15 protein-coding genes are annotated in these 14,971 nt (G+C 41.0%); 9 read left to right on the forward strand and 6 right to left on the reverse strand.

Annotation, left to right across the window (positions count from 1 at the left end):
- Positions 1-31 precede the first annotated feature (31 nt).
- Positions 32-1,630, reverse strand: a complete 1,599-nt coding sequence (locus tag ABWV45_RS00600; RefSeq protein WP_353347626.1) for a lytic transglycosylase — start codon at positions 1,628-1,630, stop codon at positions 32-34.
- Positions 1,631-1,702: 72 nt separating this feature from the next.
- Here ABWV45_RS00600 and ABWV45_RS00605 point away from each other — a divergent pair, with 72 nt between their 5' ends.
- The 5 genes from ABWV45_RS00605 (at position 1,703) to ABWV45_RS00625 (ending at position 5,960) form a co-directional block, all read left to right on the forward strand.
- The gene (locus ABWV45_RS00605) at positions 1,703-2,437 is read left to right on the forward strand and encodes a class I SAM-dependent methyltransferase (protein WP_353347628.1); all 735 of its coding nucleotides are present in this window, start codon (positions 1,703-1,705) and stop codon (positions 2,435-2,437) included.
- Positions 2,421-2,867: a ribonuclease HI gene (gene rnhA / locus ABWV45_RS00610; RefSeq protein WP_353347630.1), complete on the forward strand. Its 447-nt coding sequence runs from the start codon at positions 2,421-2,423 to the stop codon at positions 2,865-2,867. Before ABWV45_RS00605 ends, rnhA begins: the two co-directional genes overlap by 17 nt.
- On the forward strand, positions 2,867-3,571 hold the full coding sequence (gene dnaQ / locus ABWV45_RS00615) for a DNA polymerase III subunit epsilon (protein WP_353347632.1): 705 nt from the start codon (positions 2,867-2,869) through the stop codon (positions 3,569-3,571). Before rnhA ends, dnaQ begins: the two co-directional genes overlap by 1 nt.
- Before the next feature lie 107 nt (positions 3,572-3,678).
- Entirely contained in the window at positions 3,679-5,319 is a 1,641-nt protein-coding gene (locus ABWV45_RS00620; RefSeq protein ID WP_353347634.1) for a FimL-related protein, read from the forward strand.
- A complete protein-coding gene (locus tag ABWV45_RS00625; protein WP_353347636.1) occupies positions 5,319-5,960 on the forward strand; it encodes a hypothetical protein in 642 nt (213 codons plus the stop codon). The genes ABWV45_RS00620 and ABWV45_RS00625 overlap by 1 nt, the downstream gene beginning before the upstream one ends.
- A 40-nt stretch (positions 5,961-6,000) precedes the next feature.
- Here the strand turns inward: ABWV45_RS00625 and ABWV45_RS00630 are convergent, their stop codons facing one another.
- Complete coding sequence (locus ABWV45_RS00630) at positions 6,001-6,315, reverse strand: SCP2 sterol-binding domain-containing protein (protein WP_353347638.1); 315 nt, start codon at positions 6,313-6,315, stop codon at positions 6,001-6,003.
- 235 nt (positions 6,316-6,550) lie between these two features.
- Here ABWV45_RS00630 and sohB point away from each other — a divergent pair, with 235 nt between their 5' ends.
- Both sohB and ABWV45_RS00640 read left to right on the forward strand, forming a co-directional pair.
- Positions 6,551-7,567: a protease SohB gene (gene sohB / locus ABWV45_RS00635; protein WP_353347640.1), complete on the forward strand. Its 1,017-nt coding sequence runs from the start codon at positions 6,551-6,553 to the stop codon at positions 7,565-7,567.
- Positions 7,568-7,581: 14 nt separating this feature from the next.
- The gene (locus ABWV45_RS00640) at positions 7,582-8,562 is read left to right on the forward strand and encodes a YhdH/YhfP family quinone oxidoreductase (RefSeq protein WP_353347642.1); all 981 of its coding nucleotides are present in this window, start codon (positions 7,582-7,584) and stop codon (positions 8,560-8,562) included.
- Here ABWV45_RS00640 and ABWV45_RS00645 read toward each other — a convergent pair.
- On the reverse strand, positions 8,559-9,722 hold the full coding sequence (locus ABWV45_RS00645) for a cation:proton antiporter (protein ID WP_353347644.1): 1,164 nt from the start codon (positions 9,720-9,722) through the stop codon (positions 8,559-8,561). The two genes, ABWV45_RS00640 and ABWV45_RS00645, sit on opposite strands and share 4 nt — an antisense overlap.
- Positions 9,723-10,105: 383 nt before the next feature.
- On the opposite strand from ABWV45_RS00645, the gene ABWV45_RS00650 reads away from it, so the two are divergent.
- Positions 10,106-10,801: a hypothetical protein gene (locus ABWV45_RS00650; protein ID WP_353347646.1), complete on the forward strand. Its 696-nt coding sequence runs from the start codon at positions 10,106-10,108 to the stop codon at positions 10,799-10,801.
- A gap of 86 nt (positions 10,802-10,887) precedes the next feature.
- On the opposite strand, the gene ABWV45_RS00655 is transcribed toward ABWV45_RS00650, so the two are convergent.
- Both ABWV45_RS00655 and ABWV45_RS00660 read right to left on the reverse strand, forming a co-directional pair.
- Complete coding sequence (locus tag ABWV45_RS00655) at positions 10,888-11,373, reverse strand: DUF934 domain-containing protein (protein WP_353347648.1); 486 nt, start codon at positions 11,371-11,373, stop codon at positions 10,888-10,890.
- Positions 11,357-13,018: a nitrite/sulfite reductase gene (locus ABWV45_RS00660; RefSeq protein WP_353347650.1), complete on the reverse strand. Its 1,662-nt coding sequence runs from the start codon at positions 13,016-13,018 to the stop codon at positions 11,357-11,359. Before ABWV45_RS00660 ends, ABWV45_RS00655 begins: the two co-directional genes overlap by 17 nt.
- A gap of 208 nt (positions 13,019-13,226) precedes the next feature.
- Between ABWV45_RS00660 and nfuA the strand changes: the two genes are divergently transcribed.
- Positions 13,227-13,805 carry a Fe-S biogenesis protein NfuA gene (nfuA, locus tag ABWV45_RS00665; RefSeq protein ID WP_353347652.1) on the forward strand — a complete coding sequence of 193 codons (579 nt, stop codon included), beginning with the start codon at positions 13,227-13,229 and terminating at the stop codon, positions 13,803-13,805.
- Positions 13,806-13,863: 58 nt separating this feature from the next.
- Here the strand turns inward: nfuA and ABWV45_RS00670 are convergent, their stop codons facing one another.
- Positions 13,864-14,970 carry a 5-(carboxyamino)imidazole ribonucleotide synthase gene (locus ABWV45_RS00670; protein ID WP_353347654.1) on the reverse strand — a complete coding sequence of 369 codons (1,107 nt, stop codon included), beginning with the start codon at positions 14,968-14,970 and terminating at the stop codon, positions 13,864-13,866.
- Position 14,971: the final 1 nt, after the last annotated feature.

Consider the following 14,971-nt stretch of genomic DNA (forward strand, 5'->3'; position numbering starts at 1 on the left):
TACCAGATACCCTAATTAAAACAAAGGCATGCTAGCTTGCTTGTGTGACATCAACATAAAGAATGAGTTCATCACCCGGTTGCAGGTACTTACGGTTTTTAATCTGATTCCAGCGTCTAATGTCATTAACTCTTACATTAAACTTATTGGCAATTCGATGAAGACTGTCACCATTTCTAACGCGATAGCGCACTTTTCGTATGACTTCGCGACTTTGCTTACCCCATTTATTACCTGTTTTTGACCAGATGACAAGTTTTTGTCCTGGGGTCAGCGGGTCTTTCGGAGACATGGCATTCCATCGTGCAATGCTATTTACCGATACCTTATGCTTTTGCGATAGGCTCCAAAAGCTATCACCGTTTCGTACAGAGTGGGTGATTTTCGAGGACCCTTTTGATCCTTTTGCTCGACTTTGCTTGCTGGTTTTTCGGTTTTTTGCGGTATAAGTATAGTTAGATAAATGCTGAAAAGCGGTGGGGATTAACAACATATCACCTGCGTGCAGCAGGTTTCCGTTGATTGGGTTAACTTGCTTAAGAGCATCAGGGGTAGTATGGAATTTTCTGGCGATAGAAATTAGCGAATCACCACTTTGAACTTTGTATCGTTGCCACTTAATTCGCTGCCCTGGGGGGACTTCAACCAGTTTTGCTTCAATAATGTGTTTGTTTTCGATGGGTACGAGAATTTCGTGTGGCCCATTAGGACTGGTTGCCCATTGATTGTATTGAGGGTTTAGCTTGTAAATCTCCTCTAATTCTACTCCTGTCATTGCGGCCGCTTGGCTAAGATCCATTTGACTGCCTGTATTGATAACAGCAAAGTAGGGCTTGTTTTCAATAAACGGCAGCGTTAATCCGTACTTCTGTGGTGAGTAAATTAGCTTAGAGAGTGCAATTAGTTTGGGCACATAGTCTCGAGTTTCTTTAGGTAGATCAAGTGACCAAAAATCAGTTGGCAAACCCTTGCGTTTGTTTTTGCGAATGGCCTTGCGAACTGTGCCAGCGCCGGAGTTGTAAGAGGCAAGAGCCAACATCCAATCGCCATTAAACTCCCTCGAAAGGCCTTTTAGAAACTTAAGTGCCGCAATTGTTGAGCGACGAATATCGCGACGGCCATCGTGCCACCAGTCTTGATGTAGGCCATAGATGTGACCAGTACTAGGGATAAACTGCCAGACACCAGATGCTCTACCATGACTATAAGCAAAAGGCTCAAATGCACTTTCAACAATTGGCAGTAGTGCGATTTCGCCCGGCATATCTCGTACGTCAATTTGCTCCATAATAAAGTACAAATATCGCTCACCCCTAATGGATACTCTGTTTAGGTAGTTTGGGTGAGATTTATACCAATTTAGTTGGGCTTGGATTCTGCGGTTATCAAGGTCAATATCTAACTGGTATTGATTACGCATTCTTTGCCATAAATCTACTTCAGTGCTGTTTGTTGAGTTGCCGTTACTGGCTGCGACTTCCATGTGTGAAGCATTCAGAGAAGGGTTGTTTTCCTCTAAAAGTAATTCAGGGGATTGATAGCTAGTAACTTGAGAATCATTTGGTTTAATATGATTGCAGGCTGTTATAACGAATATCGATAACGCGATTGAAATAGCACGGATTAACAATTGAAATACCAGATATAAAAATACCCGCGCAGTTTAAGAACACAGCACCTCGCGGTCAAGTTAGGTTTTGTGTTGGGTGTATCGTTTGACGAGGGTTTAGTGCACATATTTAGAAGCAACAGCAAGCTACTTAATAGTTTGATAGAAAGCGAGCAGGATGCCGCTGAACTTGTTATCCCTGATTTATTTGGGCATTACTTACTACAATATAGTGCCTTTAATCGTGCTGTTGTGCGCAAAACATTTCTAAAGCATCATTTTTTTGCTTCTCATCTGCCAAATAAAGACTTACAGGTGGATTATGAGTGTATGCCATTTAGAGAGAACAGCCTAGATTGTGTAGTGGCTCACCATATACTTGATCAAAATCCAAATGCCCACCAATGCTTAAGAGAAGCGGCTAGGATTGTTGTCCCTAATGGCTATTTAGTGATCATTGGATTTAACCCTCATAGTTTCTGGGGGGCAAGCCGCTTTTTGTACAAGTATGGGTTAGCGCCAAAAGGACACTACATCTCAAAGGGCAGGTTATTAGATTGGCTTACATTACTTGGGTATAGGGTCGAACTTACCACTGGATGCCAGTACCTCCCTCCTTTTATATTGCGATACTTCCCGAAGTTCTCGAATGCCGTTGATCGGGTTTTAGCTCGAATGAAATTCCCAGGGGCAGGTGTATATGTATTAATCGCACGTAAATTGGTTGCAGGAAGAACCCCTATTCGGCCACAATGGAGGGCTTTAAGCGGCCGAAGAATACCAGTAGCCGCTCCTAGTACTCGAGGTGTGAGTGTCACAAGTCGTTGAAATATATACAGATGGTGCCTGCAAAGGGAATCCTGGCCCCGGTGGCTGGGGGGCTTGGCTTCGTTTTGGTAATAATGAAAAAGAGCTGTATGGCGGTGAAGATAATACCACCAATAATCGTATGGAAATTATGGCAGCTATAAAAGCTTTAGAGCTGCTAAATCGTCCTTGTGAGGTCAAACTTACAACCGATTCAGAGTACCTTAGAAAAGGGGTGCTCGAATGGATGCAAAATTGGAAGAAACGTAATTGGAAAACAGCAGCCAAACAGCCGGTTAAAAACCAAGATTTATGGATGCGCTTAGATGAGGCTATTCAACAGCATAATATTCAATGGCACTGGGTAAAAGGCCACTCAGGCCATGAAGGCAACGAAAAAGCAGATCAACTAGCCAATTTAGGTGTTGAGCAAGTGATGAAGGCAAAATAATGCGTCAAATTGTACTGGATACTGAAACTACAGGCATAGGTGAAGGTCATAAGATAATAGAGATTGGCTGTGTTGAGCTGGTTAATAGAAAGTTAACTGGGCGACATTATCACCAGTACGTTAATCCGCAAAGACTGGTCGACCCTGAAGCAATGGAAGTTCACGGCATTACCGACGAGTTTCTTCAGGATAAGCCTGTTTTTTCTCAGGTTGCGGATGATTTTATTGAATTCATTAGCGGCGCCCAACTGGTGATTCATAACGCGCCATTTGATGTGGGCTTTATGGATAGGGAATTCGGTTTTTTAAACGGATACCCAAAAACCATAGAGATATGCACCGTTCTTGATACGCTTGCTCTTGCTCGGAAAATTCATCCCGGCCAGAGAAATAGCTTGGATGCACTGTGTCGCCGATATGGTATAGACAATAGCCACCGCGAATTACACGGAGCACTACTAGATTCCGAGATATTAGCGGATGTGTATCTTTTAATGACGGGCGGGCAAACAGCCCTTTTGTTAGATACCAAAGATGATAAAGATAAACCATCAGAAGCTCAGCTACTGGAAAGTATTAAAATAGATCCCTCATTGGCCGCGAATTTGCTTGTATATGGGGTTTCTGATGACGAACAAGAGCAACATAAAGCATTCATAGAAATGCTTAAAGGGAAGTGCGATCAAGTCCTTTGGGATAAATAACCATGCAACGGGGAATTTTTTCACCGTATTTTTGTGGTATAAGGGATAGATTAATAACAATGATAATTATAAGGGCGCGTATTTGCGCTATGAGTAAATAAGCTCACATGAATCAAGCATCAAACATTAGTGTTTCTATCGGATTAGTCCGCAAAGAGTTAGAAAGCACACTACAAAAAGCAGAAAGCTACTTTTCGCAGTTCAGTGAAAACCTCGATGGTACTCACCTGAAGCTATTTGCGGATGAGTTAAATTTAGTCCGTGGTACCTTTAAATTGCTAGAGCTTTCAGGGGCAGAGGCACTTTCAGCCGAAATGCTCTCGTTGATTGGTGACGGCTCCGTAAAACAAGTATTAAAACTAGAGGTGCTAGGTCAGGCTCTTATTGGCCTTACGCAATATGTAAATATTCTGTTTGAGCAGGAAGTGGACCATCCAATTTTATTGATCCCTACTATCAATCAGGTTAGAAAGGCCGGTGGACACAGGCTATTTAGTGAGTCTCATTTCTTTAGTGTAAATTTAAGACCAAAACTCCCTGTTATCGATAAAGCAAAATTTGACATCAAACCTCACTTGCCACGCTTGCGGCTCATGTTTCAAGCGGGACTGCTAAGAGTTTTAAAAGATAAGAACCCTGAAATTGGCTTTAAGCTAATTGAACGCTCGTTAATGCTCCTTGAAAGAGGGTTACGTGGGACGCTAGCATGGCCATTCTGGTGGTCCTCTGTGGCGGCGCTTCAGGCTATCACCTCTGAACATTACGATCTTACGCTTGCTCGCAAAATGCTTTTCTCGAGAGTCGATATACTCATGCGGGCAATGATTAAAAACGGCATAAAAGTTTTTTCAAGTCAGCATGCGAATGAGTTGCATAAAGATTTTTTGCACTTAGTAAGCTTGTCTGGCGTGAAGGAAGGTGTAATTGCAGAAGTTAAAGCTGCTTATGAAATCAAGCCAAGTACAATAGAAGAGCAGCTTAAAATAGAGCGAAAACAACTTGCAGGGCCAGATATTGGTTCTTTCGATGCACTTTCTAAAGCATTTAAAGAGGAAATTCAAAGTGTTAAAGAAGCACTAGATGCTAGTGAGAAATCTGCATTAACCCCAGAGCAAACTGAAGAGATGCGTGAGCGCTTGGCTGGTATGGCTGGCATTTTAAAAGTTATACATCAAGATGCTCTTAGTCAGCGTTTAGAAGAACAACTAAGCCACATTATAGCGATGACTGAATTCTCTCAAGAAGAAAGACTCACAGCCTTAGCGTCTGTGGCAGATGCACTGCTACAAGTGGAGTTAGCAAGCGATCGTTTTGGTCGTCAAGCAAATATTAATTCAAAGCAAGAGATAATCGGTGCAGGACATTATTACGAAGCACGAATTGTTTTATATGATGAAATCAACACTGGTTTGTCTGTTTCAAAACGTGCCATCGCCTCATATGTCGATAATAAAGATAAACTACATCTCGCCAATATTGCACAAGCATTGAGTGGTGTAAAAGGGGCGTTAATTTTCTTAAACGAGGAGCAAGCGGTTCAAGTTATTTGGGCGGCCATTCGCTTTTTAAATGAAAAAGTATTGAATACTGATCATCCGGCAGGTGAGGCAAAGCTCGAAGTTCTTGCGGATGTTCTTACCAGTATTGAATATTACATTGAGACAGTTTCTCAATCTGATGTCGCTCCTAAGGATATTCTTAGTCTTGCAGTGAAAAGCATGGCTCAGCTTGGATACAGGATAAGCTAATGGGTATCTACCTTCTTATATTTGTTTTTTTGGTTGTTGCCTTGGCGGCTTTATTTCTGGCTGTAAGATCCCTCGTCTCAAAAACTTGGTTTTTGCAATGGCTCAGAGGCACTATCGGTATATTAGCCATTATAGGTGCAGTACTGAGTGTATTGTTGATTGTTAATTTGATCCAATACGGTACAGCAGATGAAGGGCAGGTAATTGCTACGCTAGCGTTTGCCGAAGTTAATGACCAAGAATACGACGTAGAGCTAACTGATTCGGCTAATAATCGTAAATTGTATCGAGTAAACGGCGACCAGTGGCAGCTTGACGTGAGGCTCATTAAGTTTTCATCTTGGTTTGATGGGGATTTACCCGCTTTTAAATTGGATAGGCTTTCAGGTCGATACTTATCTCTAGAGCAGCAAAATAATAGTCAGTCAAAGGCGTATGATTTGGCAGATGTATTCTGGGTGGATACATGGGGTTGGTTTGCCAAGCAGCGTTGGCTTGAAGCCTTACAGGTTAAGTATGGATCCGCAACTTATATGCCCATGGCTGATGGGGCAATCTATCAGATTAGATTATTTCAGGATGGCCTAGATGCTAGTGCAGTTAATGATCAGGCCAAAGAGGCTTTAAGTGCGTGGCAATAAAAAAAGGGGCTAATTAGCCCCTTTAATCATTTAGGTTGGCTTATTGTGGAAATAAGTCACCTAAACGGGTGGCAAGCATCATATCGCCTTCAGCGCGTAGCTGACCGGCCATGAACGCCTGCATACCATCGGTTTCACCAGTCATGATAGCAATAAGGGTTTCACTATTGAGGATTAACGTAACAGAAGGATCTTCGTGATCACCGTTACCTAGTTCAAATGCACCGTCTTTAATAGCGATGTAGTAATTGTCGCCATCTTCAATGCTGAATTGAAATACGTTATCCATGCCAGAGGCGGCATCAGCATTAAATCGTGCCTTCATTTGTTCAATGATGTCAGCAACTGAAGTCATATCGTGTTCCTATGTAGAATGTATATTAATGGCCATGCTCTAATTCAACTGGCAGGCTCTAAAGTGACTGCATTTAAGCAGAACAATGTGAGATTAGGTAAGCTAAGTCAGGCTGTCAACAATTTTTCATACAAGCGTTTGAATTTCACGGTAAATGAATCCCATCTGACTGCTAGTTAATGACCCACTAAGTGGTTACACTAATAAAAAAATACTTATAAATTAAGGATATAGCGTGGAATTTTTATCTGAATACGGCCTTTTCTTGGCTAAATCCGCCACTTTTGTGGTTGTAGTTGCCATTATTATTGGATTGATTGCTAGCGTAGGACAAAAGGCAAAACCTGAGAAGCTCACTGTTGAACATCTTAATGACAAACTCGATAAACTCAAAAAACAACTGCAGTCTGAAGTATTAACTAAGAAGCAGCTCAAGGAGTTAGCAAAAAAAGAAAAAACCGAAGCTAAAGCTAAAGAAAAATCCTTAGAAGTAAAAGAAAAGGTATACGTACTTAACTTTAATGGCGACATTAAAGCTTCTCAAAGTGAACATTTAAAAGATGAAATCACTGCTTTATTAAGCCTTAACGATCATATTGATGAGGTGGTTGTAAAGGTTGAAAGTGGCGGCGGCATGGTTCACCAGTATGGATACGCAGCTTCTCAATTAGATCGGATAAAATCACAGGGTATTCCACTTACTATTTGTGTCGATAAAGTAGCAGCCAGTGGCGGTTATATGATGGCTGTTGTGGCAGATAAAATTATTGCTGCACCATTTGCAATAATCGGCTCAATAGGCGTGATTGCCCAGCTGCCTAATTTCAATAAACTATTAAAAAAACATGATGTGGACTTCGAAGTTCATACGGCAGGGGAGTACAAAAGAACGCTAACCTTGTTTGGTGAAAACACTGACAAAGCCCGTGAAAAATTCAAAGAAGATTTAAAAGATGTTCACGTGTTATTTAAAAACTTTATCAGTAGTCATCGCGATAATATTAACCTTGATGAGGTTGCCAATGGTGATGTTTGGTATGGGCAAGATGCCATTAAGCAAAGTTTGATTGATGAGGTTTCAACAAGCGATGATTATCTATTGTCGCGCTGCCAAACTGCCGATGTTTACTTATTAAAAAGCGAAGAAAAGAAACCATTATTGAAACGCCTTGGCGCCAGTGCACAAGAAGGCATTAGTACTTCAATTGAAAAAACAATCGAAAAACTCGCATTTACTAAATGGTACCTTTAGCTTTGGGATAGCTTATGAAATATTCAGCTCTAGTTGTTACAGAAAATGACAGGGAATTCTCAGCGGCCATTGAATCCTTAGATACAAGTGATTTGCCTGACGGTGAAATACTTATAAAGGTGAGTTATTCCAGCGTGAACTTTAAGGATGCCTTATCATTTTCTGGTAATAAAGGCGTTACACGTTCTTATCCGCACACACCGGGTATTGATGCTGTAGGTACGGTAATTGAATCTACTCATTCTAATTTCAAGGTCGAAGATAAAGTTATAGTGACAGGCTATGACCTAGGTATGAATACAAGTGGAGGGTTCGGTGAGTATATACGTGTACCTTCATCTTGGGTCCTGCATTTACCAGAAAACATTACAGAACTTGACTCTATGGCTTGGGGGACAGCTGGAATTACTGCTGCCTTATGTGTCGATAAGCTAATTAGTAACGGTATTAGTAAATCAAAACCTATTTTAGTTTCAGGTGCTACAGGTGGTGTGGGTAGTATCTCGATCATGCTGCTTGATAAGCTAGGTTATTACGTTCACGCATTAACGAGTAAAGCTGAAAGCAGTGAATATTTGAAAGCCATCGGTGCTAAAGAGATCCATTTGTTATCAGATTTCATTGATGAATCTAAGCGGCCAATTTTAAAGCCTTTGTTTAGTGCAGCTGTGGATGTTGCTGGTGGTAATGTATTAAGCTCTATTTTAAAAACTCTGGATTATGGTGGTTCTGTGGCTTGTTGCGGTTTGGTTGCATCACCAGAGATTAATACCAGTGTTTTTCCGTTTATATTAAGAGATATTTCTTTGTTAGGGGTGGATTCGGTAGAGCTTCCTCTGACTCGAAAGCAAGAGATTTGGAATAAGATCGCAACTAACTGGCAACTGCCGGAGCTTATAAAGCATTGCGAGGTTATTAATAAAGAGCAGTTAATTGACGTTATGGGAAATATGTTGAAAGGCCAAATTAGTGGACGCTTTATCGTTCAGCATTAATCCCGCCTTAGTCTACTTGAAGGAGCAATTGGATTAGGGTACTTAAAAATCACAATGTAAGTTGAAACAATAAAAGTGATTACGGCAGTTGCTTGTATTGTATGCGCTGCATTTTCACCAATTAAATTGGAAGCAATGGCCAAATAAGAGATCAATAAAGAAAACTCACTTATTTGGCCAAGCCTAAACCCAATGTCCCATGAAAGCGTGTTTTTCTCAGATTGTTGATTTAGCAATAATTTAAAAGTGACAGGTTTAATAATAATTACAAGAGCGCTTAATATTAATGCATACAACCAAATGTCAGCTAATACATGTAATTTAAATCCGGCTCCTAGCGTGAAGAAAAACAACACTAAAAAGAAGTCGCGAATAGGTTTTAGTTTTTCAGTCATAAATTGAGCAACAGGGTGGGTTGCTAGGGTAATCCCTGCTACAAATGCCCCCATTTCTTTTGATAACCCTAAGTAAGCTCCTAATTCGGCCACACCTAAGCACCAGCCAATAGCCATAAGGAATAAGTATTCATGAAACAAATCGAATTTAACCAATAAAGGTAGAATTACCCATTTAACAAAATAGTAAGAGAATAAAATTAGACAGGGCAATGCAATGGCTGTTATTGCAAAGTCAGAAGCCCCGCCTCCCGATGTAGCCCCCCCTAGAACTAAAAGTGTGATAATAGCAATCATATCTTGCAGTAATAGCAGACCAACCATTAATTCACCCATGTGCTTGTGGTGCAATACCGTGGTAGGTAAAAGCTTAATACCTATAATAGTACTGGAGAACATGAGTGCAGCGCCGGTAACAAGGGATTCTGTTTGATTAAAGCCAAAGCTTATAGCTGCCAAGTAACCGGTCGCAAAAAATATAAGCGAGCTAGCGATAGCCACGAGACTAGCCTTTTTAAGTACATGAGCGAGACTTTTGGGCTGCATATCTAAACCCAATAAGAACAACAAGAACACAATGCCGATATGAGCAATTTCGCCCAACTGATGAGCATCGCCAACCCAACCCATAACGGATGGTCCAGCAATAACTCCAAGTGCTACGTAAGCAACAATGATTGGCTGATGGGTATATAAAGATATGGTAGCTAAAACTGCTGCACCACTAAAAATAATAAAAAACGAAAAAAACAGATTGTATTCCATAACGTGCTTCCATAGTGATTATCTAAGCGTGATATAAAACCCCTGTGTAGTAAAGCGAAAAGGTCTAAATGGCTATTTGTTTGTTCTTTTTCGAGTTAATAGCTTTATTGATCATCAGAATTGCTAAAAGACTAAAAATCTAACGGATTATTACCTGTATTGGTCTAATGTGGCCAATTATAAGAGATTATTTTGAAAAACGTCTAATACTAAATACACATACAATAAAAATACATAAGACATTTTGGGTCAGTGCTTATTAATTGGCCAATATGCGCCTATCATTCAATTCTTAGGGGGAATAGGATTTGTAAACAGGGTCGAGCAACTGCTCGACTTATAACAAAAATAATAAAACAACCAAATACTGGAGATAGTATCCTATGTTAAGTTTTAATAACCTTTTAGTTAAAGGCGCTGCGGTTGCGGCTCTCTCTGCAGCCTTTGCGATGCCTTCTTTCGCTTCTACCGGTGGTGGCGATCGTTGTAGCGTAACTCGTATATCTGGGGCTTCGTCTACTTTCTATGTGCCAAGTGGTGGTTCTGGTACTTACAATATCCTAGGTTGGGGTAATGGTACTGGCGGTTCTTCGTACACTTATAGTGGCGTTCTAGAGTCTATCGCTGAACAATGTATCTTTGTTGCAGCTGCAAATACTGCAAACTCTGGTACTGGTCGTGAAGTAGCAAATGCAGTTAACGATGCTAAAAACCGTTACAGTAATATCTTAGGTTCTAACCCTAAAGTATGTACTTCTGGTCACTCTCAAGGTGGCGGCGGTTCTTTCAATGCTGCAAATCGCCTTGGTGCTGATTGTGTAATCGCAGTTCAGCCTGATACTGTTTACACTACAAGCATTTACAGCCCAGTAGCGAGCAATGTTGATGTGGCTTGTATTTTTAGTTGGTCTGACGTGCTGGCTCCAGCGCTTCCGTTTAACTCTCTAGCATGTCGTGCTAATTCAACTCGTTACACTGAAGACCTTACTTTAGGTACTCACTTCACTATCACTTATGGTGACGGTGGTGCTCCTGGTGATTCAATGCGTAGCTTTGCTAGACGTTGGTTGGCAAACTAATAAATATTCATAATTTAATTTATTAAAATATGATATTTAGAACCCCAATCTCTAATAGAGGTTGGGGTTGTTTTTTTAGGGGGGAATTAAGCTTTGCGTCTAAATAGAGGGGTATTTAAATCGTAAGCTAACTGATATGGGTCACTGAATGTGGAGAAGTAATTTAATGCTTTTTGTGCGTCCAGACCATCTTTTAAAAGATAAGTGTCAAAGCCACAGCGCTTCATGAAATAAAGCTGATCAATTAACACATCACCAATAGCGCGTATTTCACCTTCATAACCAAAGCGCTCTTTTAAAAGTCGCGCTAGGCTGTAGCCTCGTCCATCAGCAAAAGCAGGGAAATTAACCGCAATGACCGGAAAGCTATTTAAATGATCCTTAAGTAATTCAAGATCCGCATCGGCATTTAGGAAGACTGAAACGTCACCGCGAGCTTTTAGCTTGTCAATATTTTCAAGCCAGTATTTCGAGTCCACCAATATACTACCGCTAGGTAGCGGTGCGTCAGTATCTGTTACAAGTAACCAAGGGTTCTCAAGGATAGTTGTCTGATTAATTAGATTTTGCATATACGCGCTCCTTGAAAATACTATGGCCAACACGACGGTAAGTATCGATAAAGCGCTCACCTTCTATTCTTTCTGTTACGTAAATATTCAGCACCTTTTCGATGATCTCTGGCATTTGCTCGCGAGCAAAAGAGGGGCCTAATATTTTGCCTATGGTTGCATCAGGCCCAGCGTCTCCACCCAATGAAACCTGATAAAACTCTTCGCCTTTTTTATCGACACCCAAGATGCCAATATGACCAATATGGTGATGACCGCATGCATTCATACAGCCAGAGATGTTTAGATCTATTTCACCTAAGTCGTGCAGATAATCTAAATCATCAAATTTAGCTTGAAGAGCCTCAGCTACAGGGATGGATTTTGCGTTAGCAAGAGCACAAAAATCACCACCAGGGCAACAGATCATATCGGTTAATAAGCCTAGGTTTGGTGTGGCAAAGCCGTTCGCTTTAGCTTCTTGCCATAATTCGAATAATTGGTCTTGCTTAACATCAGCCAATACGATGTTTTGCTCATGGGTGTTGCGCACTTCACCAAAGCTATAGCGGTCAGAAAGATCTGCAACCATATCAAGTTGTTTGTCTGTGATGTCACCAGGAGGTGTGCCTAGCTTTTTAAGGGTGAGGGTTACAATTGAATAGCCATCAACTTTGTGCTCGCTTACATTGCGATTATACCAGTTTGAAAACGCTTTATTTTCACTTAGTTGCTGGGCGAGGGTTTCATTATTGTTTGATAATGCTTCGTACGCAGGTGCAGTGAAGTGACCTTTAACACGATCAATTTCTTCTTGTGTTAGTGTACCCGGGCCGTCTTTAAGATGCTGCCACTCTTCGTCAACTTTTTTAGCAAACGCTTCTACACCAATAGCCTTAACTAGAATTTTGATTCTCGCCTTATATTTGTTGTCACGACGACCATTAAGGTTGTATACGCGAAGAACAGCATCTAAATAGGTTAGGAGGTGTTTTTCCGGAAGAAATTCTTTTACTAGTGATGCAACGATAGGTGTCCTGCCTAGTCCGCCGCCAACATAAACAGCAAAGCCAAGCTCGCCTTGCTCGTTTTTGACGATTTTAATTCCAATATCATGAAGCAAGGTTGCAGCGCGATCATCAGAGAAATGGCTATTTACTGCAATTTTGAATTTACGAGGCAAAAAAGCAAACTCAGGATGAAAGGTGGACCATTGGCGAATGATCTCGCAGTATGGGCGTGCATCAATTAATTCATTCGGAGTTACGCCCGCGAATTGATCAGTGGTTGTGTTACGAATGCAGTTGCCGCTGGTTTGAATGGCGTGCATTTGTACGCTTGCTAGCTCGGCTAATATTTCAGGAACATCTTTTAATTCAGGCCAGTTGAATTGAACATTTGTTCGAGTACTGATATGGGCATAGCCTTTATCATAGGTGCGTGCAATATGAGCTAGCTTGCGAACTTGATTGCTAGAAAGTAAGCCGTATGGAACAGCCACTCGTAACATAGGGGCGTAACGCTGTACATAAAGACCATTTTGAAGTCTTAATGGAAGAAACTGCTCTTCTGTTAATTCGCCAGCAAAGTATCGGTCTGTCTGATCTTTAAATTGTGCGACTCGCTCATCAACGATGCGCTGGTCGTATTCATCATATATGTACATAAAGCTCTCATCATGGCTGCATTTCAATGCAAGCTTATTAATTTTGCGCAGACAATAGCAAAAGATGCATATCGAGAAAATGGTTTATTTCCTATAAATAATATCTATTTTGATTATATAGGGCCTTATTAATACCCGAGTAAAAAACTAGGGATTGGTTTTAGCGTTAAAACTCAGTAAAATCAGCTAAAATTTTACGGAGCTTAAAATGCTTAATATAACCGATGCAGCTGCGCAGTATTTATCTGAGTTATTAGCTAAGCAAAATGTACCGGGTATGGCTGTTAGGGTGTTTATTACTCAACCAGGAACACCATATGCCGAAACTTGCCTTGCCTATTGTCGACCTGAAGAGATAAACACCAGTGATGAAACTATGGATGTCGATGATTTGCGAGTCTACCTAGATAAGCAAAGTATCTTGTACCTAGAAGATGCAAAAATAGATTTCGCAAAAGATAAGATGGGTGGGCAGTTAACTATAAAAGCCCCTAATGCCAAAATGCCAAAAGTTAACCAAGACAGCCCTGTTGAAGATCAAATTAATTACATTCTTTATAATGAGGTTAATCCAGGCCTTGCCTCTCATGGTGGAGAAGTAAAACTGGTTGAGGTAACGGAAGAGGGTTATGCCATTCTTGAGTTTGGTGGTGGCTGCCAAGGTTGTAGTGCTGTAGATGTTACGCTTAGAGAAGGTATCGAGAAAAATTTACTTGAAAAGCTGCCCCAATTGGCGGGTGTGCGAGATGTAACCGATCACAGCAAGGCTGATAATGCCTACATGTGATAATTTAGACGCATAAAAAAGCCTCCTTAGAGGCTTTTTTATGCTCATTCCAAACTACTTACTCGCCGCATTCATCAATAAATGGCTGCAAGGCTTGAATAGTCTTGTTGAGTTCAGAGGTTGAGTTGGCAACTACATTGATATGGCCAATCTTCCGGTTGAGTCGTTCAGCTTTACCATATGCATGATAGAACGCACTGGGTATAGCCATTACACTGGCTTGATTACCATGACGACCAATTATGTTAACCATGCCAGCGTTTGGCTGGCGAAGGGAAGTATCCCCTAAAGGCATATTGCAAATAGCTCGCACATGGTTTTCAAATTGACAAGTGTTGGCACCTTCAATGGACCAGTGACCTGAGTTGTGAACTCTAGGTGCCATTTCGTTGGCTATTAAACCTTGCTCGGTATCAAATAATTCAAGAGTAAGTACGCCAATATGATCAAGGTCGTTTAACAGCTTGGTGATGAATTCATTGGCTTGTTGCTGTTTTTCAATTGAAAGATTTTCAACAGGGATGCGTGAAACCCTTAAAATACCTTGGCTGTGGTCGTTTTCAGCTAGCGGGTATATTTTTATGTCTTTTTTAGGATTGCGCACGGCAATTACAGATAACTCACGGGTAAAAGTGACAAAGGCTTCAGCAATAAGCTCTTGGTTTTTAAGGGATTCCCAAGCAGGCTCTATATCTGATGATTCCCTGATAAGGGCTTGGCCTTTTCCATCATAACCTTCACGAGTAGTTTTTAGAATGATAGGTAAACCAAGAGATGCAACGGCCTCGGTAAGCTCTTCTTTCGTCTCAACTTTCTTAAAATCAGCGGTTTGAATGCCGAGTGACTGAAAGTAGCTCTTTTCAGTAAGCCTATGCTGGCTTTTAAGTAGTGATTGAGCGCTAGGGTAAACCGGTTTGATTTTTGTAAGCTGTGACACCAGCTCTGCATCCGTATTTTCGGATTCATAGGTAATAACATCAACGCTCTCTAGGAATCGTTGAATTGCATTTTCAGAGCTAGGTTGGATTGTCTTGCCAAGATTAGTGCAAGGGGAGGAGAGTGCCTCATCAAAAAACACATACTCTGTATTTAAATGGGTGCCTGCTAGGGCCATCATTCTGCCTAGTTGGCCTGAGCCAATAATGCCTATGCGTTGTACCGCCATG

Source organism: Oceaniserpentilla sp. 4NH20-0058, from assembly GCF_040371755.1.
Taxonomy (GTDB): domain Bacteria; phylum Pseudomonadota; class Gammaproteobacteria; order Pseudomonadales; family Oceanobacteraceae; genus Bermanella.

Excerpts from the sequence above, each read along its gene's own strand:
- dnaQ (WP_353347632.1), top strand. The coding sequence starts at position 2,867 with ATGCGTCAAATTGTACTGGATACTGAAACTACAGGCATAGGTGAAGGT.
- ABWV45_RS00620 (WP_353347634.1), top strand. The coding sequence starts at position 3,679 with ATGAATCAAGCATCAAACATTAGTGTTTCTATCGGATTAGTCCGCAAA.
- ABWV45_RS00625 (WP_353347636.1), top strand. The coding sequence starts at position 5,319 with ATGGGTATCTACCTTCTTATATTTGTTTTTTTGGTTGTTGCCTTGGCG.
- ABWV45_RS00630 (WP_353347638.1), bottom strand. The coding sequence starts at position 6,315 with ATGACTTCAGTTGCTGACATCATTGAACAAATGAAGGCACGATTTAAT.
- ABWV45_RS00640 (WP_353347642.1), top strand. The coding sequence starts at position 7,582 with ATGAAATATTCAGCTCTAGTTGTTACAGAAAATGACAGGGAATTCTCA.
- ABWV45_RS00645 (WP_353347644.1), bottom strand. The coding sequence starts at position 9,722 with ATGGAATACAATCTGTTTTTTTCGTTTTTTATTATTTTTAGTGGTGCA.
- ABWV45_RS00650 (WP_353347646.1), top strand. The coding sequence starts at position 10,106 with ATGTTAAGTTTTAATAACCTTTTAGTTAAAGGCGCTGCGGTTGCGGCT.
- ABWV45_RS00655 (WP_353347648.1), bottom strand. The coding sequence starts at position 11,373 with ATGCAAAATCTAATTAATCAGACAACTATCCTTGAGAACCCTTGGTTA.
- ABWV45_RS00660 (WP_353347650.1), bottom strand. The coding sequence starts at position 13,018 with ATGTACATATATGATGAATACGACCAGCGCATCGTTGATGAGCGAGTC.
- nfuA (WP_353347652.1), top strand. The coding sequence starts at position 13,227 with ATGCTTAATATAACCGATGCAGCTGCGCAGTATTTATCTGAGTTATTA.
- ABWV45_RS00670 (WP_353347654.1), bottom strand. The coding sequence starts at position 14,970 with ATGGCGGTACAACGCATAGGCATTATTGGCTCAGGCCAACTAGGCAGA.